Origin of the sequence: Kitasatospora sp. NPDC058478, from assembly GCF_042720345.1 — a bacterium.
GTDB lineage: Bacteria > Actinomycetota > Actinomycetes > Streptomycetales > Streptomycetaceae > Kitasatospora.
On the sequence record NZ_JBHXML010000006.1, the window covers coordinates 47,950 to 74,947 of the forward strand.

Genomic DNA, 26,998 nt, shown 5'->3' on the forward strand with positions numbered 1-26,998 from the left:
GGCTCAGCGGATGGCCGTCTCGACCACCGGCGGGTGGCCGTTCCAGTAGACGAAGACCGAGTTGGCCTGCTCGCCCTTGGTGAAGTCCACCCGCATCCACTGGTCGCCGTTCCACACCTGCATCTGCCAGCCCGGGTCGGGGGTGGCGGAGACCAGCGAGGCCTTGTCGGGGCGGATGTCCAGGGCGACCTTGCCGCCCGGCACCGGGTAGCTCTTCACGGAGGACGTCACGGAGGACGTCGCCGTGGTGGTGGCGGGGGTGGGGCGGCGGGTGGCCGGCGGGGAGGCGGCGGAGAGGGTGGTGGCGGGGGCCGGCCCGCGCGTCGTCGTCGTGGCGGCCGTCGGGGAGGCCGGTGGTGGTGCCGGGGCCCCGGTCTGGGTGGCCGACCGCGGCTGCTCGGGGGTGACGGTCGCGGTGTGCGGCGTGCCGTCGGCCCTCGGCGAGGGCAGCGGCAGGGCCGTGGGCTGCTCGAACGCGGCGCCGGTCAGCACCGCGTGCACGCCGAGCCAGGACAGCGCCACCGCCGCCCCGGTGGCCGCCGCCCAGGCGCCGAGCTGTACCAGTCCGTTCCGCATCGTCCGCTCATCCTGCCGTATTCCGGGCCTGTGCAGCCGGGCAGCCCCGTTATTAGTCAGGGGAGTTGCACAATGTCCGGAGGCCACCCCGAGGTACAGACCACTGCCCGTCGATGGCGTACCGTGCAGGGCCATGGCAACAGTGCTCGTGGTCGAGGACGACCCCTTCGTACGATCCGCCCTCATCCGGCACCTGACCGACACCGGTCATGCGGTCCGCAGCGTGGGCACGGCACTTGAGGCGCTGCGGGAGGTCGCCCAGGTCGGCTGTGACCTGGTGATCCTCGACCTGGGCCTGCCGGACCTGGACGGCAGCGAGGCGCTCAAGATGATCCGGGGCCTGACCAATGTGCCGGTGATCATCTCGACCGCCCGTGACGACGAGGCCGAGATCGTCCGGCTGCTCAACGACGGCGCCGACGACTATCTGGTGAAACCTTTCTCCGGGGAACACCTCAGCGCCCGGATGGCCGCCGTGCTGCGCCGGCTCGGCGGCGGCGCCGCCCCCGTCGCCCAGGTCCTGCGGGTCGGCGGCCTCGCCATCGACCTCCAGCGCCGCGAGGCCTCGCTGGACGGGCGGCTGCTCGACCTGACCCGCCGTGAGTTCGACCTGCTGGCCTTCCTGGCCGGGCGCCCCGGCGTGGTGGTGCCGCGCAAGGAGATCCTGGCCGAGGTCTGGCAGCAGACCTACGGCGGCGACCAGACCATCGACGTCCACCTGTCCTGGCTGCGCCGCAAGCTCGGCGAGACCGCCTCCAGCCCCCGCTACCTGCACACCGTCCGCGGAGTCGGGGTCCGGCTGGAGGCCGCCGGGGGACTGGCGGAGCACCGGACATGAGGAGGTTCGGGCGCTCGCTGCGCTGGGCCCTGATCAAGGCCGCCGTCGCCGGGACCACCATGGTCGCGCTGGCCTTCCTCATCCCGCTCGGCCTGATGGTCCAGCAGACCGCCCGGGACCACGCCTTCACCGCCGCCGAGCGGCAGGCCGCCGCGCTCGGCCCGGCCCTCGCCATCACCACCGACCAGATCGCCATCGACCGCGCCCTGGCCAGCACCGACGCCGGCGGGCAGGGCCGGATGGCGGTCCACCTGCCCGCCCAGGCCGCCCCGGCCGCCCCGGACGCACTCCCCGGCGCGGGCGGCCCCGGCGGGCCCACCATCGGCGAGGCCCGGGCCGCCGCCGGCGACGTGTCCACCGCCGGCGGCCAGGGCCGCTCCTTCACCGTCGAGGTGCCCGGCGGCTACGCGCTGCTCCAGCCGGTCGCGGTGGACACCGGGCGCACCGCCGTGGTCGAGGTGTTCGTCGCCGACGGCGACCTCACCCGGGGCGTCTCCACCGCCTGGCTGGTGCTCTCGGGCGTCGCGCTCGGCCTGGTCGCCATCTCGGTCCTGGTCGCCGACCGGATGGGCGGCCGGATCGTGGCCTCCGCCCGGCGGCTCGCCGGCGCCGCCCGCTCGCTCGGCGCCGGCAACCTCGCCGTACGGGTCCCGGTGGACGGCAAGCAGGCCGCCGGCAGCCCCGAGGAACTGCGCGAAGCCGCCCACGCGTTCAACACCATGGCCGACCGGGTGGTCCAACTCCTCGCCGCCGAACGGGAACTGGCCGCCGACCTGTCCCACCGGCTGCGCACCCCGCTGACCGTGCTGCGGCTCAACGCCGCCTCACTCGGCGAGGGCGACGCCGCCGACGCCACCCGGCACGCGGTCTCCCAACTGGAGCGCGAGGTCGACCAGATCATCCGCTCGGCCCGCCGCGACCCCGAGGACGTGCCCGCCGTCGCGGTCGGCTGCGACGTCGCCGAGGTGGTCCGCGAACGGGTCGGCTTCTGGTCCGCGCTGGCCGAGGACGAGGGGCGCCGCTGGCAACTGGCCGGCGCCGACCGGGCGACGCCCGTCCCGGTCCAGCGCGCCGACCTGGCCGCCACCGTCGACGCGCTGCTCGGCAACGTCTTCCGGCACACCGCCGTCGGCACCGCCTTCTCGGTGGACGTGCTCGCCACCGAGACCTCGGTGATCGTCCTGGTCGGCGACGCCGGCCCCGGCTTCAGCGACCCGGCCGCCGCCCTCAAGCGCGGCGAGGGCCACGGCGGCGAGGGCTCCACCGGGCTCGGCCTCGACATCGTCCGCAAACTCGCCGAGTCCACCGGCGGCGACCTGGCGCTCGGCCGCTCCGCCGTGCTCGGCGGCGCCGAGATCCGGCTGCGGCTGCGGACCCGCCCGGACGGCACCCCCGCGCGGGCGGGGCGGCGGCGCAGTCGGGGCGCGCTGTTCCAGAAGTGACCGCTTCCTCGGCCGCTTCCTCGGTCTCTTTCCCTCCTTCCCTCCTTCGGCTTCGGCTTCGGCTTCGGCCTCGGCCGAGGCCCGGGGGGAACCGCGGTGGCCGGTTTCGCACGCGCCTGACGCCCCGCCAGTTTCCGGATCTTCCTTAAGCGCGGCCTAAGGGAGTTCTTCCCCTCGCTCAGCCCGCCGGTTCGGCCCCCCGGCCGCCGCTAGCGTCGGTCGCGCCGGTCACCCGACCGAGCCGGGCCGGCCGCCCGGACGTCCGCACGCACCCGCGCCCGGACCGCGGCCGACCGACGGCACCCCGGAGGTAACGCGCCATGACCACCCAGCCCAACCGCCGCCCAGGCCGCCGCAGGCGCAGCCGCAAGGGCGCGATCGTCGGGGCCTCGGCGGTCGCCGCCGCCCTGGTCGCGGGCGGTGTCGTCGTCCTCGCCTCCTCGGCCAGCGCCGCCTCGCTCGGCGCCGTCTACAGCCGGACCAGCAGCTGGGACTCCGGCTACACCGGCCAGTACCTGGTCACCAACCCGGACAGCGGCCCGATCGAGGACTGGACGCTCAGCTTCGACCTCCCGGCCGGGGCGAAGATCGACTCGCTCTGGAACGCCACCTTCACCGCCGCCGGCCAGCACGTTACCGTCAAGCCGGAGGCGTGGAGCAAGCGGCTGGAGCCCGGCAAGAGCGTGGTGGTCGGCTTCGTCGCCCAGGGCGCCGGCGCCGCGCAGGCCGAGCCCGGCAACTGCCTGGTCAACAACACCTCCTGCAAGGCCGGCGACGGCACCGTGCCCACCCCCTCGGGCCGCCCGACCGCGACGGCGACGCCTACCACCGCGCCGACCAGTCCGGTGTCGACCAGCCCCGTGCCGACCACTCCCGTGCCGACCCGGACCGGGACCGGCACCCCGGCCCCTACGGCGACGGCCACCGCGAAGCCGACCACCCCGACGCCGACCCGCACCCCGACCGCCACCCCCACGGCGACCGGTGTGCCCGTACCCCCGGCCGGCGCCGGGGCCGGCTTCGCCCCGTACGTCGACACCTCGCTCTACCCGCCGTACGACCTGGTCGCCACCGCCAAGGCCACCGGGGTCAAGAACTACACCCTCGCCTTCGTGGTGTCCGGCGGCGGCTGCCAGCCCAAGTGGGGCGGCGTCAGCGATCTGTCCGCCGACGCGGTGGCCGCCCAGATCGGCGCCCTGCGGGCGATCGGCGGCGACGTCCGGGTCTCCTTCGGCGGCGCCAACGGCAGCGAACTGGCCCTCGCCTGCGGCTCCACCGCCGACCTGGCCGCCGCCTACCAGAAGACCGTCGACGCCTACGGTCTGACCAGGCTCGACTTCGACGTCGAGGGCGGCGCGATCGCCAACACCGCCGCCAACACCCGCCGCGCCCAGGCCATCGCCCAGCTGCAGAAGAACGCCGCCGTCCAGGGCAAGGCGCTCGACGTCTCCTTCACGCTGCCCGCGCTGCCCTCCGGCCTGACCCAGGAGGGCGTCAACCTGGTCGCCGACGCCAAGAACAACGGCGTCGCGATCGGCGCGGTCAACATCATGGCCATGGACTTCGGCGACGGCGTCGCCCCGAACCCGCAGGGCCAGATGGGCAAGTACGCGATCGCCGCGGCCACCGCCACCCAGGCCCAGGTCAAGAGCGTGCTCGGACTGGACGACGCGGCCGCCTGGCGCAAGGTCGCCGTCACCCCGATGATCGGCGTCAACGACGTCGCCAGCGAGGTCTTCACCGTCGCCGACGCCAAGCAGCTCGCCGACTTCGCGGCGTCCAGGCACCTCGCCTGGCTGGCGATGTGGTCCGGCACCCGCGACAAGGCCTGCGACGGCGGGGCCAAGGCCTACGCCGATGCCAGCTGCAGCAGCATCGTCCAGCAGCCGCTGGACTTCACCCGGGCCCTCGGCGCCTACACCGGCTGAGCTGCGGGGCCGCTGAGGCTCTGAGCCTTCCCCCCGGTGGCCCCGGCCGTCCGTGCTCCGCCCGCAACGGAGTACGGCCGGTCGGGGCCCATTCGTCACCCTGCGTGATCATCCGTGCCCAGGCCCGGTCGGCCCGCATCCGGTATCGTCGGCGATTGGTCGAGTGGTGGACGGAGTGGACTGGTGACAGCGGTGCAAGACGAGCGCAGCCCGGTGCGGACCGCACCCGACCCCGCGCCCGCCCCCCTGTCGGACCGGCTGCGGACCGCGCTCGGCGCCCCCGTCCGCGCGCTGCGCGAGGCCCCCCGCCGACCGCTGCTGGCCGCCTCGGCCCTGGCGCTCCTGTCCCTGGTCGTGTACGCGGTGGTCCGCCACTTCGTCAACACCTCGATGGTCGACATGATCGTCTACCGGGCCGAGGGCGCCGCCGTGGCCAACGGCACCGACCTGTACGCACTGCGCGTCACCGAGTGGAACCTGCCCGCGACCTACCCCCCGTTCGCGGCCATGCTGTTCGTGCCCACCACCTGGTTCCCGGTCCCGTTCCTCCGGGTGGCGATCACTCTCGGCAACCTCGGGCTGCTCGCCCTGCTGACCCACCTGTCCTTCAAGCTGGTCGGCTGGCCGCGCCGCGAACTGCGGCCGATCGGCGTCATCCTGGTGACCGGTCTCGGCGTCTGGCTCGAACCCGTCTTCACCACGCTCCGGTACGGCCAGATCAACCTCGCGCTCGCCTGCCTGATCCTCTGGGACCTCACCCGTTCGGACGCCCGCCGCAGCAAGGGCATGGCGATCGGCATCGCCGCCGGCCTCAAGCTCACCCCCGGCCTCTTCGCCGTCTACCTGCTGATCACCGGCCGGGTCCGGGCCGCCTTCGTGGCCGGCCTCACCTTCCTCGGCACCTTCCTGATCGGCGCCGTCGTCCTGCCCGACGCCACCTGGGGCTTCTGGACCAAGTACCTCTACGACTCCTCCCGGGTCGGCAAGACCGAGATCGTCGACAACCAGTCGCTGCGCGGCGCCCTCGCCCGGCTGCTGCACACCGCCGACCCCGGCACCCTCGCCACCCTCGCGGCCGGCCTCGTCGCGGTGGCCGGCCTCGCCGTCGCCGCCTGGGCCCACCGCAGCGCCCGCTGGCTGCCCCGGGCCGAGGCCTGGGGCGTCTGCTGCGCCGCCGTCACCGCCGTGCTGATCTCACCGATCAGCTGGACCCACCACTGGGTCTGGTGCGTGCCGGTGCTCGTCCTGCTCGCCACCGAGGCCTCCGTCGAGCACGCCCGCCCGGCCGGCGTCCGTCGGCTGCGCTGGCGGGCCGCCTTCTGGGCGACGCTGCTCGCGTTCCTCTCCTTCGCGATGTGGGCCGCCAAGCCGCTCGGGCCGGCCGTCCTCCACATGGCGCCGCTGCGCCAGCTGCCGACCTCGGTCTACCCGTGGGTCGGGCTCTGCTTCCTGCTCGCCGCCGCCATCCGGATAAGGGCCCGGCGACGCTCCGCCGGGGCACCGCTGGTCCGACTGCCCGGACAGCGCGACGGCGGTGGCCCGGACGCCACCCGCGGCCGTCAGCAGGCCCCCGCGGCCCGCTGAGCCGGCGGGGGCGCGGCTCCCGTCGCGTCGCGCGGTCCCGGCCGGGTGCGCGGCCGAGGCTTTGTGCCCGTTCGCGGGCGTGCGCGTGCTCACGCAAGCAGGTCCGCGAGCGATCCGTCCATGTCCAGCGCGGCCATCTCGCTGCCCGGCGGGACCAGCCGGTGGGCCCGCTCCAGCCAGGCCGCGACGACCGGCAGCGGCGCCTCCAGCAGGGCGTCCCCGGCCGGGGAGCTCAGCGCCAGGCAGAGCACGCTGCGCCGGCCCGAGCGGGTCGGCCAGATCCGCACGTCGCCCTGGCCGCACGGCCGGAAGGTGCCCTCGACCAGCAGCTCGCGGGCGAACACCCAGGTCACCGGGGAGCCGGTGTCCAGGTGGAAGGTGATGTGCACCGCGTACGGGTCGTGGCTGCCGTAGGACAGCCGGGCCGGGACGGGGACGCTGTGCTCGGGGGAGAGCACCAGGTTCAGCTCCAGTTCGTGCTCGACCACGCTGGTGGGGCGCTCCATGATCGTCTTCCTCTCTGCCTTCGATTCCTGCCCGGTTCCGGGCCCGGTGACCTTTGAGAGGGCGGTCCACGCCGGCTCTTACACACGTTTCCGGGATTTCTTCGGGAAGTTCGACGAGGGGGGTGAGGCGAGGGGTGGTGACCGGTGGGGACCGCGGCGCGCGGACACCCGCCGCACGCCGGGACGGTTCGGCCGCCCTTACCTCGGAGGGCCCGCCGCTGTCAGGTGATTGACCAACTTTCCGTCGACGCCACGACGAGGCACTACCCTTTGTGACTACCCGGCGACTGTCCGCCTATCAGCGGTGCCCCCACCCACGCGCGCCGGGCGGCTCGCGGGTGCGCCGGGCGGGCGTGCCGTGTCGGCCCCGCCAGGACCCGCCAGGAGAGAAGACCCCCATGACGGACCGCCCCTTCGCCGACGCCGGCGACCCGGCCGTCGGACCCGAGCCGGGCTACTACCCCGACCCCTCCATCCCCGGCTTCGTCCGGTACTGGGGCGGCTCGGCCTGGGTGCCGGGCACCAGCCGGCTCGCACCCGCCGAGGGCGAGGTGATGGAGCCGCCCCGGTTCGCGTCCCGGCGGCCCGCCGCCGGCGCGGCCGGGACGGCGCGGGTGGTGCCGCCACCGGTGCTGCCGGAGCCGGCCGTTCCGGAGGCGGCGGCCCCGGAGCCGTCCTGGGGCGGGGCCGCGCACGGTGGGGGCCGGGGCGGGGACACCGGGCCGGTGTACCTCGACCAGACCACGGGCGGGGCGAAGTTCGTCCTCGGGTCGCGGGCGGCGGAGGTGATCGGCGGGCCGGTGTTCCGGACGGTCGGGGAGCCGGGGGCGTCCGAGAGCCCTGAGGTGTCTGGACTGGAGATGGCAGCGGTCGAGGTGCCGGTCTTCGACGAAGTGGTCCTCGACGAAGCGGTCCTGGGCGAGCCGGTGGTCGAGGTTTCGGTGGTCGAGGTTTCGGTGGTCGAGGTTTCGGCGGTGGGGGGTGCGGCGGGCCAGGGTGAGGCGGAGGAGCCCGGCTGGCAGGTCGTTCCGCAGGCGCAGCGGGGGCTGATGGAGGCGGATGGCGAGCCGCACCGGGTCTCCTGGGGGGTGCTTTCGGGGGCGCCCGACGGGGAGGAGGGGCGCGTGAGGGAGGTCCGCGCTTCGGTTGCTGTTCCGGTCCGGGCTTCGGCCGGCATGCCGGCCGCCGCTTCGGTCGGGGTGGAAGTGGCCGCCGTCTCCGGAGCACCCGCGACCGTCCCGGCGGCGGTGGCCGTGCGGGAGGCGCCGTCGCCAGTTGCGTCGCCCGTCGCGGTGTCCGTTCCGGCGGCTGTGCGCGGGGCCGGGCGTGCCGTCGAGCCCGCGTCCGAGCCCGCCGTGCCGGCCCCGGCCGCGCCGGTCGCCGCCGGAGCGGTTCCGGCCCGAGCCCAGGGCCGGCCCGCCACGCCCGCCGCGTCGCTGCCGGTCGCGCGCCCGGCCCGGGAGGCCGTCGCGCGGCGCCGACCCGCCCCGACGACGCCTGCCCCCACCGTGCCCGCCTCCGCGACGCCCGCCGGACTCGGACGTCGGCTGGCCGCGCGCGCCGTGGACACCGTCGTACTCCTCGTGGTCGCCGTCGCCGCCGGAATCCCGCTCGGCCGCTCGGCGTCCGAGCACCTCCAGCAGAAGCTCGACCAGGCCCGGATGGCCAGTTCCCTCACCCGGCGCCAGGTCCAGGTCTGGCTGGTGGACGACGTGGTGCTGGGCAAGGTCGCGGTCCTGCTCGGAATCCTGCTCTTCGTCAGCCTGCTCTACGAGGTGCTGCCGACCGCCCGCACCGGCCAGACCTTCGGCAAGCGACTGGCCCGGATCCGGGTGGCGGACGCCGCCGCCCCCGGCGCCCGGACCAGGCTGAGCCTCGGCCGCTCGCTGCTCCGATGGGCCGTCAGGCAGCTCGGCCTGCTGCTGCTCCTCGGCCTGGTCTGGCCCGTGTTCGACCGCCCGGCCCGGCGTGGCTGGCAGGACCGGGCCGCCCGCACCCGGGTGGTCCGCGTCTGAGGCCTCCCGGCGTGGCGGCCGGCTCCGGGCGCGGAGGCGCCATCTGACGCGGAGGCACCATCCGGCCCTGGCGGCAAAACGGACAGAATGTCCCAAACCGCGAGAATGTGTGATGTTCTACTCGACGGATGAGCACTCACGACCCCTCAGGCTCCCAGCCGGAGGGGGGCGGCCAGCCCTCCTTCGACAAGCAGTCCCCGCAGCCGGGCGGCGGCACGCCGGAAGACCGGCCGTCGGACCCGAACCCGTCGCCCGCCCCGCCGCCCACCGGCGGCCCGTCCGACGGCACCCCCAGTATCCCGCCCGAAGGCCCCGGCGCGTACGGCGGCACCTACGGCGGCCCGACCGGCGGCCAGAGCCCGCCCGGCGAGAATCCCTACGGCCAGAACCCCTACGACCAGCCCCCGCCCGGCTACGGCCCCACCGGCTACGGAACCCCCGGCGCCGGGCCCGTTCCCGGCATGCCGCCGATCGGCAGCTGGCCCAGGCGCATCCTCGCCCGCCTGATCGACTACCTCCTCGTCCAGGCCGTCGCCGTGATCCTGGTGGCCCCCTTCGCCGACTTCAACAACCGCTCCGGCGAGGTCGGCGCATTCTGGCTCGGCTGCGGCATCTACCTCCTCTACGAAGGCCTGATGCTCGGCCGGGACGGCCAGACCCTCGGCAAGAAGGCGATGCACGTCCGTGTCGCCATGCTGATCGACGGCAACAAGCCCACCCAGAGCGCCGCCTGGACCCGAGCGGCCGTCTACATCCTCCCCGCCGTGATCTGCTGCGCCGCCTTCTGGTGGATCATCGACGGGATGTTCGGCGTCTTCGACAAGCCCTACCGGCAGTGCATCCACGACAAGGCCGCGAAGACCGTGGTGGTCACCACCGACTGACCGGCCGGGCGGGGCCGCGACGCCCGGCGGCGGACAGGACCCAGCGTTGCTAGCGCTGCCGGGCGTACTCGTGTCCGGCCGGGGCCGGGGAGGTCGTTCCCGCCCTCGCCGCCGACCGGCCGGACACGGCGAGCGACAACACCGTCACCACGGTGCCGAGCGCCAGCGCGAACCCCTCCAGCACCACGACCTCCAGGACGCCCGAGGCGTCCGAAACGGCCAGCAGTGCCACCGTGGCGGCGACGACGGTGAACGAACCGAGGCAGTACTGGGCAGCGGACGGACGAGGCATGGCGGGGGGTCCTTCGCGCGTCGGGGGGAACGAGCGGGAATCGTGCCGGTCCCAGAAGTGCTGCCCGGCAAGGGAGTTCGGTAAGTCCAGGCTAACCCGCCGGACCGGGAGCACGGGGGGCGCACAGGCTCACCCCGGGGTCGTCCGCCCCTCGGTACGGTGAACCCGACCGCGCCCGCCCCACCCACCCGGGGGAACACCCGTGCCCATCCCCGCCGACTGGCCCACCACCGAAGCCCAGGCACTCGCCGAACAGGAACGCCTGCGCCCCCTCGTCCAGACCCACGACCCCGACGACGCCTACGGTTCCGGGGGCTCCGACGGTTCCGGCTCCAGCAGCGGGGTCGGGCGGCTCATCGCCGGCGTCGACGTCGCCTACGACGACGAACACGACCTCGTCGCCGCCGCAGCCGTCCTCCTCGACCACGACACCCTCGCCGTCGTCGAACAGTCCACCGCCGTCGGCCGCATCCCCTTCCCCTACACCCCCGGACTGCTCGCCTTCCGCGAACTCCCCGCCGTCCTCGACGCCCTCGCCGCCCTCACCCACACCCCCGACACCGTCGTCTGCGACGGCTACGGCCTCGCCCACCCCCGCCGCCTCGGCCTCGCCAGCCACCTCGGCGTCCTCACCGGCCTGCGCACCCTCGGCGTCGCCAAAACCCCGTTCACCTTCCACCACCACGACCCCGACACCCCCCGCGGCTCCACCACCCCGCTCACCGACCCCGCCACCGGCGAAGAAGTCGGCCGCGCCCTCCGCACCCGGCCCGGCGTCAAACCCGTCTACGTCTCCATCGGCCACCGCATCAGCCTCGACACCGCCGTCCGCACCACCCTCCAACTCGCCCCCCACTACCGGCTCCCCGAAACCACCCGGCACGCCGACTCCCTCTGCCGCCGCGCCCTCGCCGACGCCCTCCACACGAGGACGCCTGCGAACTGACCAGGTACCAGGCGGAATTCGGGCCCCGTGTGTTAGACATGAGACACCGGGGCCCAACCCCGGCAGCGACCCACGGACGCACGGGGGAGGCGCCGAAGTGGCAACAGGAACCGGCACGACCAGAGGCGCCGGCCAGGGCTACCGCGTCGAGGTCGAACAACTCCGCGCCTTCGCCGCCCAAGTCCGGCTCCTCCTCGCCGAATTCCAGCACCACGCCGACGGCACCGGCACCCACGGGCGCAGCGGCATCGGCAGAACCGCCTTCGGCACCTTCGCCGAAGCCACCGAGATCCACAACCGCTACAACACCATGCGCGACGGCCTGCGCGACGTCCTCAACCAACTCCAACAAGCCGTCGACGAAGCCCAGAAGAACGCCGAACTCACCGCCACCACCTACGAAGAACACGACCAGCACACCGCGAAGAAACTCGAACTCGGCGACGACGGCTGGTCCGTCGCCAACCCCTCCGCCGACAGCAAGGCCGCCTACGAGCACACCGTCGCCCCACCCGCCCCCTGACCCCCGGCCACCCCCGGCCGAGCCCGAACGGAGGCGAACCCCCCATGGCCTACACCGACTTCACCACCTACAGTCACGCCCAACTCCGCACCATGGCCCAGGCCCTCAACCCCGGCGAAGTCATGGCCGCCGGCGACCCCTGGCGCCACGCCGCCGACACCCTCAAGGCCATCCGCACCACCCTCACCCGCGCCAGCACCGAAGCCGCCGTCACCTGGGAAGGCGCCACCAGCGACGCCTTCCATACCCGCATGCTCCACCTCGCCGACAGCATCAACAACGCCGCCTCCTACGCCAACGACGCGGCCAACACCCTCCACAACATGTCCGAGGCCATCGCCAAGGCCAAACGCGACATGCCCGAGGAACCCAGCACCTGGGAAAAGGTCAAGGACACCGTCGGCGACGGCGTCTCCTCCGTCTTCGGCGGCGACGACGAACACATCCCCGTCGCCGACCGCCGAAAAGCCGAAGCCGCCACCGTCATGCAAACCCTCGCCATGCACTACCGCATCGCCACCCCTACCCTGAAGCCGCCGCCGAACCTGCCGGCGCTGCAGAAGTCGGATGAGACACGCGATGTGACACCACAGGATGATCCGGCCGGGGCGGCGGTGGCGAGCGCGATGATGTCGGGAACCTCGATGGGCGTCGCGGGAACATCAGGGCGGGTGACGACCAGCCCACTACCACAGAGTCCGAAGACCTCCGGACCGGAGATGCCAGCCCGCTCCACGTCGAGGAGTGCGTCTGTTCCGACCGATTCGGGGATCAGGGGTGGCACGGCGCAGACTCCGCCGAAGCCTCTGGGCTCGGTGAACTGCGGCCTGGGCACGGGCATCGCGGGCACGCCGGCGGTCGTCCCCAACAGGACCGTGGTCACCACCGTCGCCCCGGGAACTGAGGTGTCCGGGGCTGGTGTTGTGCCGCCTGGTGGCGCTGCGGGCAGCCTCCCGGGAAGCAACGGCGGGCAGGGGATCTCCAATCCCGCAGGCCCGGCGGCGGCTGGTCTACCTGTCGGTTCCGGCATCGGCGAGGCCGGGGTCGGATTCGGCGGTCGGAGACTCCCGGACGGCGCGTATCCGATGGGCGGCCCCGGACCGGGCGGGGGCATCGGGGGCCGAGGTGGCTCCGGTGCCCGGCCGATGGGTGGGTCTGCAGGACGACCTGGTGGGATCGTCGGTGGGGCCGCAGGGCCGGTCGAGGGAATGCGCGGCAAGCAGGCGTTCACGGAAGGCGGTTCCGGCCTGGGAGCTCGGAACCGGCCCTGGGGCGAACCCGGCGCTGGCGGCCCAGGCGGCATGGCCCCTGGCCTGCCGCTCACCGGCGCGCAACGGCACAAGGAGGACCGGGAGAAGGGGCGGCGGCCCGACTACCTCGTCGAGGACGAGGAGACCTGGGCGGCGGACAAGCCGGCCAATCCGAACGTGGTGGAATGAGCCCGGTCCTGAAACGGATGGGTGATCTGATCGCGTCCCGCAGATCGGTGATCTGCGGGACGCCTCGCTGAGTGGGGTGACCAGGCTTGACGAGCCGTCGGTTGGCGCGTGGTACAGCGGCCCTTGCCGCCGGGGCATTGATCTGGAGTGTCGCGGCACCAACGGCATCGGCGGATCAGATCAGAGACGAGCAGTGGGCTCTGAAGACCTTCGAGGCCGAGACGAAAGTCTGGACTGTCAACCAGGGCGAGGGGGTGATCGTCGGTGTGGTCGACAGTGGGGTCAACCAGGACCATCAGGACCTCACCGGACAGGTGCTTGCGGGGGGTGACTTCTCCGGTACGAACACGGACGGCCGTACCGACGGCGACGGCCATGGCACCGGGATGGCGAGCCTGATCGCAGGGCACGGGCACGGTGCGCAGGCGGGGATCATGGGCTTGGCGCCGAAGGCGAAGATCCTGCCGGTGAAGGTACGGACCGACGGCGAGAATCGGGATCTCCAGCAGAACGGCCTCGCCGAGGCGATCCGCTTTGCTGTGGATCACGGTGCGAAGGTCGTCAACATGTCGGTAGGGGGGACGTCGAGGTTCGACTCCCCGGCACGTGAAGCCGTCAACTACGCGGTCTCCAAGGACGTCGTGCTGGTTGCCGCCACCGGGAACAACGGCGACAGCCTGAGCGGTGTCCAGTACCCGGCGGCCTTCCCCGGAGTGGTGGCGGTCGGCGCGGTGGACCGGCAGGGGCGACTGTGGGAGAAGTCGAGCTACGGACCGGAGACCACACTGGTCGCCCCCGGGGCGGAGATCTACCGGGCCAGTGCGAAGACCTCTGCCGGCTACGGCGTGGGCAACGGCACCTCCGATGCCACCGCCTACGTCTCCGCCACCGCCGCGTTGATCCGGGCGAAGTATCCGGAGCTTTCGGCGGGGCAGGTGATCAATCGGATGATCAGGACTGCCACGCCGCCGCGGGACGGGTCGGCGGTGCCGGGGAGCAGGTACGGCTTCGGGGTGCTGGCGCCGGCGAAGGCGTTGGAGGCTGATCCGGTGGTGGACGGCGGGTCTCGGGTGAATCCGTTGGTGGGGCGGGGGGAGTCGCAGGGGGCTGCGGGGGGTGGGGTGACGGAGGAGCCGGGTGGCGAGGCCGTGGTGCCCGCGGCGGGGGCCGGTGGGGCCGGCGGGGGCGGCTGGTTCGGGGTCGGGGTTGCGGTGGGGGTGGCGTTGTGGGGGGTGCTGGTCGGCGGGGTGGTGGCGGTCGTGGTGTGGGTGGTGCGGGTGCGGCGGCGCAGGGGTGCGGGCGGCTGAGGGCGGCGGGCGGGGTGGCAGCATTTTGGTGGCGGTTGGCGTCCTTGCCGCTGGTGGGGTGGGTGGTGGGGTGGCCATGCTGGGGCCATGAGTGCTTCTGAGCGGGGTGTGGATCCGGTGGGTGTGGTCGTTCCGGACGGCAAGGACTGGACGTGGGTGTTGGAACGCCCGTGTCCGGATTGTGGGCTGGATGTTGCGGCGGTGGTGCGGGAGGACGTCGCGGGGATGGTTCGGGCCAATGCGGAGGCCTGGGTGGCGCTGTTGGCCGGGGCCGAGGAGGGTTTGCGTCGGCGGCCGCGGCCGGGGGTGTGGTCGGGGCTGGAGTACGCGTGCCATGTCCGGGACGTGTTCCGGCTGTTCCGGGTCCGGTTGGACCTGATGTTGGCCGAGGAAGCCCCGCTGTTCCCGAACTGGGACCAGGATGAGACGGCGGTCGCCGAGCGGTACGGGGAGCAGGTGCCGGCGGTGGTGGCCGGGGAGTTGGCGGCGGCCGCGGAGGTGCTGGCGGCGGCGTTCGGGCGGGTGGCGGGCGAGCAGTGGGGGCGGACCGGGGGCCGTAGTGACGGGGCGCGGTTCACGGTGGAGTCGTTCGCCCGTTATCTGATCCACGACCCGGTGCATCACCTGTTCGACGTGACGGGCGAGCGGGTCTGAGGGGGCTCACCAGCCGGAGGCCTCCCACAGCATGGTGCGCCGGAGTCGGCCGGCGACGCTGGCGGTGTCGGTGCCGATGACGTCGGCGATCTCGGGGGCGGCGAGGCCGACGACGTAGTGCAGGATCGCCAGGTCGTCGTCGGCGGGGTGGCGGTCCGGTGCGGCGGGCACGTGCCGGGTGTGGTCGGCGACGGTGCTGCGCAGGATCTGCCAGGCGTTCGCGGTGGGGTTGGAGCTGCCCAGCAACTCGCGCCATTGGACGGCGATTTCGGCGAACGCCTGTTGGACGGCGGTGGCCGCGCTGCTGTGCTCGGTCAGCCACACCCGGGCGTAGCTGAGGTACCGGGGGCGGTGGAGTTCGCAGAAGGCGGCGAACTCCAGTGGTACGTCCTCCGGTTCACCGGGCCTCGGGGGCGGCTCGGCGGAACTCGCGTGACGGTTGGTCATCTCGACTTCTCGGAAAGGGAGATGGATAGCTGACGGTCGATCATCTGCGCTCACTCTACGATATGCCCTCGGTGCGCTGGGTTACCAATCGGATTGAATGCCCGGAACCCGCCGCCGCTCGGCCGGTTCCGGTGTCGACCGGTGGGGCGCGGTGGTGCAGCGGTGGTGGGGCGGCCGGGCGGAGGATCGGTGGGGGAGGGTGGCGCAGTGGTGCGGGGGGTGTAGTTGCGAGCGCGTCGCGGCTGGTCAGGGGGTGCAGAAGGGCCGTGGTTGCAACACGGTTGATGTGCCACCGTAGGGCTTATGGAGGCTGGCGTCCACGCCCACGGCGCGAAGCTGCGGCCGCACAACCATCCGCGCAACCACACCTTCGGTCGCGCCCGTACCGGCGTGGCGCGACGGGCCGGATGGGCACCGCCGTGCATGCCTCCGCCGGGGGCGCGCAGCCCGGGTGCGGGCGGTGGATGCGGGCGGTGGATGCGGGCGGTGGGTGCGCTGCGCGCCGAGGCGGGTGTGGCGGGGGCGTGGCGGCAGGGGTGGTGGGTGGACGGTGCGCTCGCCGTGGCGGCGGCGCACCGGGTGGCCGAGGGGGCGGAGCAGGCGTTGATCCGGGTGGTCCCGCGCCTGCTGGCCGCCACCGTGTACGTCGGCCACGCCTCGGCGGCCTGGGGGCCGAGGCGCGGGCGGGGTGGTCTGCCGTCAGGGCTGCGGTCAGGGCTGCGGTCGGGCCTCCGTCGGGGAGAGGCGGTCGTCGACGGCGCTGCTCCGTTCGACCTGGGCGGGGAAGGATTCGATGGCCCGCCGCCGGGCGAGTTGGGCCGCTGCGGCCGCAGCCGCCGCAGCGGCTCCGGCGGCGGCTTCCTCGCGTTCGCACCGGTGTGCGGCGCCGGCGGGGTGCCCGGTGGAGTGCCCGGTGGTGGCGGGGTGTCCGCCGGCGGTTCGTCGGCGGCGGCCGAGCGCGGTGCGGGCGGCGTGTTCCTCGGCCGCCTGTCTCGCGGCCAGGTAGGCCTGGACGGCGGCCATGCCGTAGACCGGCTGGATGAGCTGGTGGCCTTTGAAGAAGGGTCTGGCCGGGGCGAACCCGGCGGCGACCACGAGGTCGCGGATCTCGGCTATCTCGGCCTCGCTGCGGGCGGTGAAGCGGACCTCCCAGCCCTTCTTGTACGTATGGCCCTGTTCGCCGCTGCGGCGGGCCGGGTCCGGGCGGCGGACGTATCCGGGCAGACGGCCAAGGCGGAGCTGGGCCGCGCGGAGGCCGGCGGTCTCGTCACGTGACATGACGCAAGCCTAGGCAATTCCCGGGGCGGGTTTGACGCCTGGAGGGTCTCCCGGCGTATGCCTTTGGTCACTCTGGGTCAGGCGGCCTGGTGGGCGATCGTTTTCGATCAGATATGACAACCTGACGACCGTCAATTACTCCGATTGAGTGAGGGTATGGGGACTTTAGTGCGAGCTGATCCCGGTTTCGCGACGGTTGGGTAACAGTGCGTCAGGTGGCCGGTGGCGGGTCGGGGCGGTTGGGGATGGTGTCCGCATGAGCTACCGGATTCCCACGCCGCCGCCGTCCCTGGAGGAGCTGGCGAAGCGTCAACAGAACGTCGTCACCGCGAGCCAGTTGCGCGCCCGGGGCGTGCCGGCCCGGGTCATCACCGAGCACTGCCGTAGCGGCGGGCCCTGGCGGCGGCTGCTGCCCCGGGTGTACCTGCTGCAGTCCGACGGGCCGACCCCGGAGCAGCGGATGTGGGCCGCCCTGCTGTACGCGGCGCAGAACGGTCGCGAGGAGGGTCGTCGCGAGGGCGCGGTGATCACCGGTGCGGCCGCGCTCGCGCTGTACGGCTTCGCCGCGGTGCCCCGGCTGCCGGCGGTGATCGGGGTGGACGTCCTGGTGCCCCGCCAGCGCCGGCTGAAGGACGCCGGGGAGGTGCGGATCCTGCGTACCGAACGGGAGTTGGTGGCCCGCTCGGTGCACGGCCTGGCCTGCGCACCGGTCGCCCGGGCGGTCGCGGACGCGCTGTGCGAGTGGACCGTGGAGGAGGGTGGCGCCCCGATGCCGGTGCGGGAGGTGCTGCGCGAAGCCGTCTCTCGGCCAGACGGCCCGTGCACCGTACGGGAGTTGGCGTCCGAGCTGACCGAGTCCGGGCTGACCGGCGAGCCCCGGGTGCGCGCCGCGCTGGACGAACTGCTCGCCGGTGAACGGGACTTCGTCCTGGACCGGGTCGGCGAACTGGTGGACGAGTGCCTGCTGCCCGTACCGCTGGTCGGCCCCGAGCTGCGGATGCGCGGCGGCACGTACATCGCCGTCCCGGACCTCTACTGGCCGGAGCAGGGCGTTGCCGTGGAGGTGGACTCGGACCTGCGCTGCGTCAGCGAGGGCGAGGCTGCCTGGGTGCGCGGCGGCCAGCACCGGATGGAATACCTGGGGATCCGGGTGGTGTACGTCTCCGGCGCCCGGCTCGCGGCCGACCGGGACGCGGTCGGCGCCGAACTGCGCGAGGCCCATCGGGTGGGCGGTTCGGACGTGGTGGAGTTGATGGTCGGTTAGCTCCGGATCGGATCCATCCGCACCCGGAGCCGTGGCTACCCCCGAACCGGAGTCGGAGCTACCCCCGAACCACCGGGGCGCCGACCAACTCGACCCCGGCGGCCCGCAGTTCGGCGAGCGCGGCGGCGGTGGTCGCCGGCGCGACCCCGGCAGTGAGGTCGAGCAGGACGCGGGTGGTGAAGCCGGCCCGGGCGGCGTCCAGGGCGGTGGCCCGGACGCAGTGGTCGGTGGCGATGCCGACCACGTCGATCTCGTCGACCTGCCGTTCGAGCAGCCACTCCACCAGGCCGCGGTTGTTCTCGTCCAGCCCCTCGAAGCCGCTGTACGCCGCCGAGTAGGCGCCCTTGTCGAAGACCGCCTCGACCGCGCCGGAGATGACGGAGGGGGCGAAGTTGGGGTGGAAGCCCACGCCTTCGGTGCCGGCCACGCAGTGCACCGGCCAGCTGGTGACGTAGTCGGGCTCGGTGGAGAAGTGGTCGCCCGGGTCGATGTGGTGGTCGCGGGTGGCGAGGATGTGCTGGTAGCCGGGGGAGGACTCGGCGATCAGGTCGGTGATGGCGGCGGCCACCTCGGCGCCGCCGGCGACGGCCAGGCTGCCGCCCTCGCAGAAGTCGTTCTGCACGTCGACGACGATCAGTGCCCGGTGCATGGCTCGCATCCTCGGATGTGGGGGGCGGCCGTGGTGGCGCGCCGGTGGGGGGAGCCCTCGGGAGTACTCGGCCCGCGGCGGGGCTCGGGGGTTCTCGGGGAGCTCCGGGGGAACTCTACGGTTGACTCTAGGGAGTGGCGTGCGGGGGCGGAAGGCCTGGGGCGGACCCCGGGCCGGCGCCCGGCGCGGACCGCCGAACCGCCGAACCGCCGGACCGCCGGACGGCCCCGGGCCGGCTCCCGGTCCGCGCCGGTCGGCCGGGGCGGGGTCAGAGCACGAGTTCGGTCGGCAGGACCGGGTCGCCCTTGGAGAGCTGGGTGGCCGACAGCGGCAGTGCGGCCCGGGCCCGGATGTGCCGTTCGCGCGCGGCGGTGAGCGGTTCGCGGCCGACGGCCTGGCCGGCCCGCACCAGCGGCACCTGCATCAGGTGCGGCTCCAGGTCGGCGGGGACCGCTCCGGTGCCGACCACCTCGGCCTCGGCGACGCCGTCGGCGTCGGGCCGGCGGGCGGCCCACTTGCGGCCGCCGATGCTGGTCTTGCCGCCGGCCGCGCGCTTGGCCACCGGCACCAGCGGTCCGTCCGCGCTCTCGGCGCGGGCGACCAGCTTGTAGACCATCGCGCAGGTCGGGTGGCCGCTGCCGGTGACCAGGCTGGTGCCGACGCCGTAGCCGTCCACCGGGGCGGCGGCGAGCGCGGCGATGGCGTACTCGTCGAGGTCGGAGGTGACGATGATCCGGGTCTTCGTGGCGCCGAGGTCGTCCAGCTGGCGGCGGACCCGGTGGGCCAGCAGGGTGAGGTCGCCGGAGTCGATCCGGACGGCGCCCAGTTCGGGGCCGGCCACCTCGACGGCGGTGCGGACGGCCTCGCGCAGGTCGAAGGTGTCGACCAGCAGCGTGGTGCCCTTGCCCATGGAGGCGATCTGCGCGCGGAAGGCGTCCCGCTCGCTGTCGTGGACGAGGGTGAAGGCGTGGGCGGCGGTGCCGGTGGTCGGGATGCCGTGGGTGAAGCCGGCCTCCAGGTCGGAGGTGGCGGCGAAGCCGGCCACGTACGCGGCCCGGGCGGCGGCGACGGCGGCCTGCTCGTGGGCGCGCCGGGCGCCCATCTCGATCACCGGGCGGCCGCCGGCGGAGGCGGTCATCCGGGAGGCGGCGGCCGCGATCGCGGAGTCGTGGTTGAGGATCGAGAGGATCACCGTCTCCAGGATCACCGCCTCGGCGAAGCTGCCCTCGACGGTGAGCAGCGGCGAGCCGGGGAAGTAGACCTCGCCCTCGGGGTAGCCGTGGATGTCGCCGGCGAAGCGGTAGTCGGCGAGGTAGCGCAGGGTGTCGTCGTCGACCACGCCCTGGCCGGCCAGCCAGTCGAGCTGCGGGGTGGTGAAGCGGAAGTCCTCGATGGCGTCGAGCACCCGGCCGGTGCCGGCCATGACGCCGTAGCGGCGGCCGCTGGGCAGGCGGCGGGTGAACACCTCGAACACGGAGCGGCGGTGCGCGGCCCCGCTGCGCAGGGCGGCCTGCAGCATGGTGAGCTCGTAGCGGTCGGTGAGGAGCGCGGTCGAACCGGCCGCGCGCACTGAAGTGGCGTCCATGCGGATGATGCTACTACCACTTAGCGTCAGAGTGACGATTTCTCGTGCTGCGAGCCGGGCCGGAATCGCCCGGGGGTCCCCCGGATGGCAGCATGGGGCTGAAGAGGCGTGGACGGACCGCGCAGCGAGGAGGACCCGGCGGTGAGTGTCGCGCCCGTGGAGATCGAGCGCCCGGAGGTCGAAGGACTGCCGGTGGTGGAGCCGGACACGCCCTGGGTGACCATCGTGCACAACGACCCGGTGAACCTGATGAGCTACGTCCAGTACGTCTTCCAGGCCTACTTCGGCTACCCGAAGGACAAGGCCAGGAAGCTGATGATGGAGGTGCACACCAAGGGCCGGACGGTGGTCTCCAGCGGCTCCCGCGAGGAGATGGAACGCGACGTCCAGGCGATGCACGGCTACGGCCTCTGGGCGACGCTGCAGCACGACTGACCGCAGCACGACCGACCGCAGCGCGGCGGCCGCGGCGCGAGTTGCCGCGGCCGCGGAGCCGGTACCCCACCCGAGACGACGAAGACGGGCTGACCGATAGACATGGCTGGGTTGTTCGAGAGTGCCGGCGGCGGGAGCGCGACGATCGCGCTGGACGAGCTGGAGGCCTCCATCCTGCGCTCCCTGGAGGTGGGGATCCTGCAGCTGATCGGGCCCGGCCCGGGCGGGGACGGCGGCGATCCGCTGGCCGCGCTGTTCGCCGAGGGCCCGACCGAGGCGCCGGCCAACCCGATGCTCGCCCGGCTCTTCCCGGACGCCTACGGCGACCCTGCCGGGCCGGAGGACCAGGAGAGCCGGGCCGCCTCGGGCGAGTTCCGCCGCTACACCGAGGTGGACCTGCGGACCCGCAAGCGTGAGGACGCCCTGCACGTCGTCCGGATGCTCGACCGGCTCGGCGGCGAGGGCGGGGTGCTCAAGCTGGACCCCGCGGACGGCCTGCGCTGGCTGGGCGCGCTCAACGACCTGCGGCTGACCCTGGGCGTCCAGCTGGAGGTCAGCGAGGACGACGAGGAGCTCTACGAGCTGCCGGACGAGGACGACCGCAAGCCGCTGGTGATGGCGTACGTCTGGCTGGGGGCGCTCCAGGAGACGCTCCTGGAGGCGATCGCGGACTGATCCTGCCCGCTTCCGGGCAGGCCCCGGTCGATTCGTCCAATATGTGGACGGATGGCCGGGGCATTTCTCTTTAAATCGGGCAAACCCTAGCAGGTCATGCTCAAATAACGCTCAGATGAACACCGCTATCCGAACCCTGCGTGGTACGACTTCTCCACCCCACGAGACCCACCCAGGACGGTGCACCATGGCCGAGCAGCTCTACGACGACGTGGTCGACGCGAAACCGGACGAGGAGGGCTATCACCGGGGGCTGGGAAGCCGCCAGATCCAGATGATCGCGATCGGCGGCGCCATCGGCACCGGCCTCTTCCTCGGCGCGGGAACCGCGATCTCCCGGTCCGGCCCGAGCCTGATCCTCTCCTACGCCGTCGCCGGCGTGGCGATCTTCGTGATCATGCGCGCCCTCGGCGAACTCCTCACCTACCGCCCGGTCTCCGGCAGCTTCGCCGAGTACGCACGCGAGTTCCTCGGCCCCTTCGCCGGCTACGTGACCGGCTGGACGTACTGGCTGTTCTGGGTGGTCACCGGCATGGCGGAGACCACCGCCGCCGCCGTGTACGTGAGGTTCTGGGCGCCCGACATCCCGCAGTGGGCCAGTGCGCTGACCTTCCTGGTGATCCTCTACGCGGCCAACCTGATCTCGGTGAAGCTGTTCGGCGAGATCGAGTTCTGGTTCTCGATGGTCAAGGTCACCGCCATCATCGGCATGATCCTGATCGGCATCGGGGTGCTCACCCTCGGCTTCAGCAAGGCCGGTGACACCGCGTCGATCACCCACCTGTGGCAGGACGGCGGCTTCTTCCCCAAGGGCATCGGCGCCACCGTGATGACGCTGCAGATCGTCATGTTCGCCTACCTGGGCGTCGAACTCGTCGGCGTCACCGCCGGGGAGAGCGAGAACCCCGAGAAGACCCTGCCGCGCGCCATCAACACCCTGCCCTGGCGCATCATGCTGTTCTACATCGGCGCGCTGGTGATCATCCTCTCGCTCGTGCCGTGGACCGAGTTCCAGCCCGGCGTCAGCCCGTTCGTGGCCGCCTTCGGCAAGATCGGCATCCCGGCCGCGGCCGGCATCATCAACTTCGTGGTGCTCACCGCCGCGCTCTCCTCCTGCAACTCCGGCATGTACTCCACCGGCCGCATGCTGCGCGACCTCGCCCTGCGCGGCCAGGCCCCGGGGCAGCTCACCAAGCTCAACTCCCACCGCACCCCGGCCTTCGCGATCACCCTCTCCTGCCTGCTGATGGGCGTCGGCGTGGTGCTCAACTACCTCGTCCCGGCCAAGGCGTTCGAGTACATCACCTCCGTCGCGACCGTCTGCGGCCTGTGGACCTGGGCGATGATCCTGATCTGCCAGATCCGCTACCGCAAGGCCTGGCGGGCCGGCCACCTGCCGCCGCCCACCTTCAAGGCGCCCGGCGGCGCCTGGACCAGCTGGACCGCGCTCGCCTTCCTCGCCCTGGTCGTGGTGCTGATCGCGTTCGACTCGGTCAACCGGATCTCGCTGTACGTCTTCCCGGGCTGGGCCGTCCTGCTGGTGATCGGCTACCAGGTGCTCAAGCGCCGCAACCCGCGGGCCGCCCACGGCGTCGCCCACGACCACCTGCACGTGCGCAACGGCGGCTGAACCGCCGGCGCCGGGCCGCCACGCCCAGGTGGCGGACACCCGGTGACCGCGCTCCGGACGCCCCGGCGGACACCCGCCGGGGCGTGGCTATCCTGACCGCATGCTGACCATCACCCGAGAACTCCGCGACCGGATCGTGGCCCACGCCCGCGCCGACCACCCGGACGAGGCCTGCGGCGTGGTCGCCGGACCGGCCGGCAGCGGACGGCCCGAACGGTTCATCCCGATGCTCAACGCGGCCCGCTCGCCCACCTTCTACGAGTTCGACTCGGGCGACCTGCTCAAGCTCTACCGCGAGATGGACGACCGCGACGAGGAGCCGGTGATCGTCTACCACTCGCACACCGCCACCGAGGCCTACCCCTCGCGCACCGACGTGAGCTACGCCTCCGAGCCGTTCGCCCACTACGTCCTGGTCTCCACCGCCGACGGCAACGGCGAGGACGACCCGTTCCAGTTCCGCTCGTTCCGCATCGTGGACGGCGAGATCACAGAGGAAGACGTCCAGGTCGTCGAGGCCCACCCGGCCTGACCAGCACCCACCTGGGCGCGGCCCGCCGACCGCCCGCGAGCGGTCGGCGGGCCCGTGTCGTCTCAGCCCGAGAAACGGGAGCATCCGGATCCCGAGACGGGCATGGAGGAGCGGGCCCGGGAATCTATACGATGAGCCCATGCGTTCCGTCGATGTGAGCAACCAGGCCCCGGGCACCCGCCTCGTGGCGCGCCTGCACGTCGACCTGTGCCGGCTCGCCAGTGCGATCTGTCCCGGCACGCCCGCGCGTTCGCGCTGAGCCGCCCCGCCCCACCCGGGCCCACCGCCTGCCGGCGACGCCGAGCCCCGGGACCACCCTCCCCGCCGCGCCCGTCGCGGCCCACCTCACGACTCGCACAGGAGCGCACCCATGGCCATCGAGGTCCGCATCCCGACCATCCTCCGCACCTACACCGACGGCGCCAAGGCCGTCGAGGGCACCGGCAGCAACCTCGGGGAACTCTTCGCCGACCTCGACGCCCGCCACCCGGGCATCGCCGCCCGCCTGGTCGAGGGCGGCGAGCTGCGCCGCTTCGTCAACGTCTACCTGAACGACGAGGACGTCCGCTTCCTGGAGGGCATCTCCACCGCCCTCGCCGACGGCGACAGCGTCACCATCCTGCCCGCCGTGGCCGGCGGAGCCCGCTGACCTCCCGCCCTCCCGCCCGCCCCGCGGCGGGCGGGAGGGCGCCCTTCCGCACCCTCACCGCCGTGGCCGGAGGCCTCCCTTGCGTTACGACAGCCCGCTCGAAGCCGTCGGCAACACCCCGCTGGTCCGCCTGCCGCGGCTGTCCGCGGCCGTCCCCGGCAACACCGACGGACAGGTGACGCTCTGGGCCAAGCTGGAGGACCGCAACCCCACCGGCTCGATCAAGGACCGCCCGGCGCTGCACATGATCGAGCGCGCCGAGGCCGACGGCCGGCTCACCCCCGGCTGCACCATCCTGGAACCCACCAGCGGCAACACCGGCATCTCGCTCGCCATGGCCGCCAAGCTCAAGGGCTACCGGATGGTCTGCGTGATGCCCGAGAACACCAGCGAGGAACGGCGCGAACTGCTCCGCATGTGGGGCGCCGAGATCATCCCCTCGCCGGCCGCCGGCGGCTCCAACACCGCCGTCCGGATCGCCAAGGAGATCGCCGCCGAGCACCCGGACTGGGTCATGCTCTACCAGTACGGCAACCCCGACAACGCGGGCGCCCACTACGCCACCACCGGCCCCGAGATCCTCGCCGACCTGCCGACCGTCACCCACTTCGTGGCCGGCCTCGGCACCACCGGCACCCTGATGGGCGTCGGCCGCTACCTGCGCGAGAAGGTCCCCGGCGTGCGGATCGTCGCCGCCGAACCCCGCTACGACGACCTCGTGTACGGGCTGCGCAACCTCGACGAGGGCTTCGTCCCCGAGCTGTACGACGCCGCGGTGCTCACCACCCGCTTCTCGGTCGGCTCCGCGGACGCCGTCCGCCGCACCCGCGAACTCCTCCAGCAGGAGGGCATCTTCGCGGGCGTCTCGACCGGCGCGATCCTGCACGCCGCGCTCGGCGTCGGCCGCAAGGCCGCGGCGGCCGGGGAGCGCGCCGACATCGTGTTCGTGGTCGCCGACGGCGGCTGGAAGTACCTGTCCACCGGCATCTACACCGCGGAGACCACCGAGGCGGCCGTCGAGGCGCTGCAGGGGCAGCTCTGGGCCTGAGAAAAGCCCTAGCGGTGCTGGAGGGCCGGCTTCAGACCTGAGACCCTAGCCGCGTTGCAGGGCCTGCTGCGCGCGGGACCAGACCTGCCGGTCCACCGTGCCGGCCCGGCGGCGGAAGGCCGACAGCGGCACCTCGCGCAGCTCGTCGGTCTCCAGCCAGCTGGTGCGGCCCTGCCGGTCGCCCACCGAGGCGGGCGGCAGCGGCAGCACGCCCGGGCGTTCGGTGTGGTGCTTGCTGGTGATCTTCGCGACGGTGGCGGTGCGGCCGTGCACCCGCAGCACCAGGCACGGGCGGTCCTTCGACCCCGGCCAGTCCTCGAACGGGACCTCCGCCCACCAGATCTCCTGCGGCTGCGGCCCCGGGCGGCCCTTGGCCGCCGGGCGCGGGCGCGGAGCCGTCGGCCCGGCCGGTCGCGGCGCCGGGCGGGTGCGCCGGACCAGCGCCCGCACGACGGCGGCCAGCAGCGCGACGCCCGCCACCGCCAGGACCACCCAGACCCCGGTCGAACTGTTCATGGCGCGAACCGTACCGGGCCCATGGCGGCCCCCACCACCGTGAGTGCCGGGACGGCCGGGCATTTGTCCGCAGCGTGCTCCCGGTTCGTCACGGAATGACCACGGTGCCCGTTCTGTGGTGAAGAGTCGCCAACGCCCGGACAGGCTGCCTCACGTACGCCCGCCCCGCCCCTCCGGAGGTGCCTCGTGGGGAGAAGCTCCGAGCTGTGGTCCTACGCCGAGATCGCCCGCCACATCAACGTGCAGGCCGAGACCGTCCGCAACTACCGGCGGCACGGTCTGCTGCCCGCCCCGGACGTCCTCGACGGCAGCGGCCACCCCCGCTGGTACCCCGACACGATCAAGGCCTGGGCCCGCAACCGCCCCCGCCACCGCTGACCCGACGGCACCCGAACGGACGGCACCGCCCCCGCCCCGGCGTTCTGGTGATTCCAGCCACAGCCCGGCACGGGGACGGGGGCAAAGTGCCGCTCCGCCCTTACTCTCGACACGCGAAGCAGTGCTACCGGCCGGTTTCACCGGCCCGGCCTGCCGTTTTCCAGCAGCAGCCAGGACGTGTCGGGGCGGAGGGGCTCGGATGAAACTGACCGTGGTGGGGTGCTCGGGGAGCTTCCCGTCCGCCGAATCGCCCTGCTCCAGTTACCTCGTCGAGGCCGACGGCTACCGCGTCGTGCTCGACCTCGGCAACGGCGCCCTCGGCGCCCTGCAGAAGTACGTGGACATCTACGAGGTCGACGCCGTCCTGCTCAGCCACCTGCACGCCGACCACTGCGTCGACCTGTGCGCCTACTGGGTCGCCCGCAACTACCGCGCCGAGGGCTGCCCCGACCCGATGCCCGTCTACGGCCCGGCCGGCACCGCCGAACGGCTCGCCCGCGCCTACGACATGCCGGAGAACCCGGGGATGAAGGAGGTCTTCGACTTCCACACCCTCACCCCCGGGGCCTTCGACCTCGGCCCGTTCCGGATCGAGGTGGCCCAGGTCAACCACCCCGTCGACGCCTTCGCCTTCCGCCTCGAACACGACGGCCGCGCGCTCGTCTACTCCGGCGACACCGGCGAGAGCGCCGAACTCGTCGAACTCGCCCGCGACGCCGACCTCTTCCTCTGCGAGGCCGCCTACATCGACGGCCGGGACACCTACCAGGCCGTCCACCTCAACGGCCGGGAAGCCGGCGAGCACGCCGCCGCCGCCCACGTCCGCCGGCTCGTCCTGACCCACATCCCCCCGTGGACCGACGCCGAGCACAACCGCCGCGACGCCGCTGCCGCGTACCCGGGCCCCGTCGAGGTCGCCCGGGCCGGCGCGGTGTACCGGATCTGAGCGGGCGCTGACCGGCCCGGTCGTTTCAGCGC

29 protein-coding genes are annotated in these 26,998 nt (G+C 73.2%); 21 read left to right on the top strand and 8 right to left on the bottom strand.

Features of this window, described 5'->3' with window-relative positions; all coding sequences use genetic code 11:
• Positions 1 to 3: 3 nt before the first annotated feature.
• Positions 4 to 576 (bottom strand): hypothetical protein, encoded by a 573-nt coding sequence (locus ACFWPT_RS04815; protein ID WP_063349192.1) that lies wholly within the window; start codon positions 574 to 576, stop codon positions 4 to 6.
• Between the two features lie 133 nt (positions 577 to 709).
• On the opposite strand from ACFWPT_RS04815, the gene ACFWPT_RS04820 reads away from it, so the two are divergent.
• From ACFWPT_RS04820 to ACFWPT_RS04835, 4 genes are all read left to right on the top strand, one after another.
• Complete coding sequence (locus tag ACFWPT_RS04820; RefSeq protein WP_350881149.1) at positions 710 to 1,414, top strand: response regulator transcription factor; 705 nt, start codon at positions 710 to 712, stop codon at positions 1,412 to 1,414.
• A 17-nt stretch (positions 1,415 to 1,431) separates the two neighbouring features.
• A complete protein-coding gene (locus ACFWPT_RS04825) occupies positions 1,432 to 2,856 on the top strand; it encodes a sensor histidine kinase (RefSeq protein WP_380479684.1) in 1,425 nt (474 codons plus the stop codon).
• Between the two features lie 320 nt (positions 2,857 to 3,176).
• Positions 3,177 to 4,784, top strand: a complete 1,608-nt coding sequence (locus ACFWPT_RS04830; protein ID WP_380479587.1) for a cellulose binding domain-containing protein — start codon at positions 3,177 to 3,179, stop codon at positions 4,782 to 4,784.
• 183 nt (positions 4,785 to 4,967) lie between these two features.
• Positions 4,968 to 6,368 (top strand): glycosyltransferase 87 family protein, encoded by a 1,401-nt coding sequence (locus tag ACFWPT_RS04835; protein WP_363620096.1) that lies wholly within the window; start codon positions 4,968 to 4,970, stop codon positions 6,366 to 6,368.
• Between the two features lie 89 nt (positions 6,369 to 6,457).
• Here ACFWPT_RS04835 and ACFWPT_RS04840 read toward each other — a convergent pair whose 3' ends face one another.
• Positions 6,458 to 6,874, bottom strand: coding sequence for an SsgA family sporulation/cell division regulator (locus ACFWPT_RS04840; RefSeq protein WP_063349195.1), 417 nt, complete (start codon positions 6,872 to 6,874; stop codon positions 6,458 to 6,460).
• A 398-nt stretch (positions 6,875 to 7,272) separates the two neighbouring features.
• On the opposite strand from ACFWPT_RS04840, the gene ACFWPT_RS04845 reads away from it, so the two are divergent.
• Both ACFWPT_RS04845 and ACFWPT_RS04850 read left to right on the top strand, forming a co-directional pair.
• Positions 7,273 to 8,889, top strand: a complete 1,617-nt coding sequence (locus tag ACFWPT_RS04845; protein ID WP_380479590.1) for an RDD family protein — start codon at positions 7,273 to 7,275, stop codon at positions 8,887 to 8,889.
• 128 nt (positions 8,890 to 9,017) lie between these two features.
• A complete protein-coding gene (locus ACFWPT_RS04850; RefSeq protein ID WP_380479592.1) occupies positions 9,018 to 9,773 on the top strand; it encodes an RDD family protein in 756 nt (251 codons plus the stop codon).
• A gap of 49 nt (positions 9,774 to 9,822) precedes the next feature.
• Here the strand turns inward: ACFWPT_RS04850 and ACFWPT_RS04855 are convergent, their stop codons facing one another.
• Positions 9,823 to 10,065 carry a hypothetical protein gene (locus ACFWPT_RS04855; protein ID WP_380479594.1) on the bottom strand — a complete coding sequence of 81 codons (243 nt, stop codon included), beginning with the start codon at positions 10,063 to 10,065 and terminating at the stop codon, positions 9,823 to 9,825.
• A gap of 202 nt (positions 10,066 to 10,267) precedes the next feature.
• On the opposite strand from ACFWPT_RS04855, the gene ACFWPT_RS04860 reads away from it, so the two are divergent.
• The 5 genes from ACFWPT_RS04860 to ACFWPT_RS04880 all read left to right on the top strand — a co-directional run bounded on the left by ACFWPT_RS04860 (position 10,268) and on the right by ACFWPT_RS04880 (position 14,934).
• On the top strand, positions 10,268 to 11,011 hold the full coding sequence (locus ACFWPT_RS04860; protein ID WP_380425617.1) for an endonuclease V: 744 nt from the start codon (positions 10,268 to 10,270) through the stop codon (positions 11,009 to 11,011).
• A 97-nt stretch (positions 11,012 to 11,108) separates the two neighbouring features.
• Positions 11,109 to 11,534 carry a hypothetical protein gene (locus ACFWPT_RS04865; RefSeq protein WP_380479596.1) on the top strand — a complete coding sequence of 142 codons (426 nt, stop codon included), beginning with the start codon at positions 11,109 to 11,111 and terminating at the stop codon, positions 11,532 to 11,534.
• Between the two features lie 44 nt (positions 11,535 to 11,578).
• Positions 11,579 to 12,973 carry a WXG100 family type VII secretion target gene (locus ACFWPT_RS04870; RefSeq protein ID WP_380479598.1) on the top strand — a complete coding sequence of 465 codons (1,395 nt, stop codon included), beginning with the start codon at positions 11,579 to 11,581 and terminating at the stop codon, positions 12,971 to 12,973.
• Between the two features lie 86 nt (positions 12,974 to 13,059).
• The gene (locus tag ACFWPT_RS04875) at positions 13,060 to 14,280 is read left to right on the top strand and encodes a S8 family serine peptidase (protein ID WP_380479600.1); all 1,221 of its coding nucleotides are present in this window, start codon (positions 13,060 to 13,062) and stop codon (positions 14,278 to 14,280) included.
• 123 nt (positions 14,281 to 14,403) lie between these two features.
• On the top strand, positions 14,404 to 14,934 hold the full coding sequence (locus tag ACFWPT_RS04880; protein ID WP_063349203.1) for a DinB family protein: 531 nt from the start codon (positions 14,404 to 14,406) through the stop codon (positions 14,932 to 14,934).
• Between the two features lie 6 nt (positions 14,935 to 14,940).
• On the opposite strand, the gene ACFWPT_RS04885 is transcribed toward ACFWPT_RS04880, so the two are convergent.
• On the bottom strand, positions 14,941 to 15,381 hold the full coding sequence (locus ACFWPT_RS04885; protein ID WP_063349204.1) for a hypothetical protein: 441 nt from the start codon (positions 15,379 to 15,381) through the stop codon (positions 14,941 to 14,943).
• A 711-nt stretch (positions 15,382 to 16,092) separates the two neighbouring features.
• Positions 16,093 to 16,659 (bottom strand): hypothetical protein, encoded by a 567-nt coding sequence (locus ACFWPT_RS04890; protein WP_380479603.1) that lies wholly within the window; start codon positions 16,657 to 16,659, stop codon positions 16,093 to 16,095.
• Positions 16,660 to 16,915: 256 nt separating this feature from the next.
• Here ACFWPT_RS04890 and ACFWPT_RS04895 point away from each other — a divergent pair, with 256 nt between their 5' ends.
• Positions 16,916 to 17,923, top strand: coding sequence for a hypothetical protein (locus ACFWPT_RS04895; RefSeq protein WP_363370286.1), 1,008 nt, complete (start codon positions 16,916 to 16,918; stop codon positions 17,921 to 17,923).
• Positions 17,924 to 17,981: 58 nt separating this feature from the next.
• Here the strand turns inward: ACFWPT_RS04895 and ACFWPT_RS04900 are convergent, their stop codons facing one another.
• Both ACFWPT_RS04900 and ACFWPT_RS04905 read right to left on the bottom strand, forming a co-directional pair.
• Positions 17,982 to 18,572, bottom strand: a complete 591-nt coding sequence (locus tag ACFWPT_RS04900) for an isochorismatase family protein (protein ID WP_380479605.1) — start codon at positions 18,570 to 18,572, stop codon at positions 17,982 to 17,984.
• Between the two features lie 268 nt (positions 18,573 to 18,840).
• A complete protein-coding gene (locus ACFWPT_RS04905; protein ID WP_079135851.1) occupies positions 18,841 to 20,157 on the bottom strand; it encodes a nicotinate phosphoribosyltransferase in 1,317 nt (438 codons plus the stop codon).
• 141 nt (positions 20,158 to 20,298) lie between these two features.
• Here ACFWPT_RS04905 and clpS point away from each other — a divergent pair, with 141 nt between their 5' ends.
• The 7 genes from clpS to ACFWPT_RS04940 all read left to right on the top strand — a co-directional run bounded on the left by clpS (position 20,299) and on the right by ACFWPT_RS04940 (position 25,126).
• A complete protein-coding gene (gene clpS / locus ACFWPT_RS04910; RefSeq protein WP_063351371.1) occupies positions 20,299 to 20,592 on the top strand; it encodes an ATP-dependent Clp protease adapter ClpS in 294 nt (97 codons plus the stop codon).
• A gap of 102 nt (positions 20,593 to 20,694) precedes the next feature.
• Complete coding sequence (locus ACFWPT_RS04915) at positions 20,695 to 21,267, top strand: DUF2017 domain-containing protein (protein WP_363370280.1); 573 nt, start codon at positions 20,695 to 20,697, stop codon at positions 21,265 to 21,267.
• Between the two features lie 187 nt (positions 21,268 to 21,454).
• The gene (locus ACFWPT_RS04920; protein ID WP_363370278.1) at positions 21,455 to 22,897 is read left to right on the top strand and encodes an amino acid permease; all 1,443 of its coding nucleotides are present in this window, start codon (positions 21,455 to 21,457) and stop codon (positions 22,895 to 22,897) included.
• A gap of 100 nt (positions 22,898 to 22,997) precedes the next feature.
• On the top strand, positions 22,998 to 23,429 hold the full coding sequence (locus ACFWPT_RS04925; RefSeq protein ID WP_063349211.1) for a Mov34/MPN/PAD-1 family protein: 432 nt from the start codon (positions 22,998 to 23,000) through the stop codon (positions 23,427 to 23,429).
• 139 nt (positions 23,430 to 23,568) lie between these two features.
• A complete protein-coding gene (locus tag ACFWPT_RS04930) occupies positions 23,569 to 23,688 on the top strand; it encodes a putative leader peptide (RefSeq protein ID WP_347878546.1) in 120 nt (39 codons plus the stop codon).
• Between the two features lie 111 nt (positions 23,689 to 23,799).
• Complete coding sequence (locus ACFWPT_RS04935) at positions 23,800 to 24,078, top strand: MoaD/ThiS family protein (protein WP_363370276.1); 279 nt, start codon at positions 23,800 to 23,802, stop codon at positions 24,076 to 24,078.
• Positions 24,079 to 24,157: 79 nt separating this feature from the next.
• Entirely contained in the window at positions 24,158 to 25,126 is a 969-nt protein-coding gene (locus ACFWPT_RS04940; RefSeq protein ID WP_063349213.1) for a PLP-dependent cysteine synthase family protein, read from the top strand.
• Positions 25,127 to 25,171: 45 nt separating this feature from the next.
• Here the strand turns inward: ACFWPT_RS04940 and ACFWPT_RS04945 are convergent, their stop codons facing one another.
• The gene (locus ACFWPT_RS04945; protein ID WP_380479608.1) at positions 25,172 to 25,642 is read right to left on the bottom strand and encodes a type II toxin-antitoxin system PemK/MazF family toxin; all 471 of its coding nucleotides are present in this window, start codon (positions 25,640 to 25,642) and stop codon (positions 25,172 to 25,174) included.
• A 186-nt stretch (positions 25,643 to 25,828) separates the two neighbouring features.
• On the opposite strand from ACFWPT_RS04945, the gene ACFWPT_RS04950 reads away from it, so the two are divergent.
• Complete coding sequence (locus tag ACFWPT_RS04950; RefSeq protein WP_208869099.1) at positions 25,829 to 26,020, top strand: MerR family transcriptional regulator; 192 nt, start codon at positions 25,829 to 25,831, stop codon at positions 26,018 to 26,020.
• A 199-nt stretch (positions 26,021 to 26,219) separates the two neighbouring features.
• Positions 26,220 to 26,966, top strand: coding sequence for an MBL fold metallo-hydrolase (locus tag ACFWPT_RS04955; protein WP_350881195.1), 747 nt, complete (start codon positions 26,220 to 26,222; stop codon positions 26,964 to 26,966).
• Positions 26,967 to 26,998 lie beyond the last annotated feature (32 nt).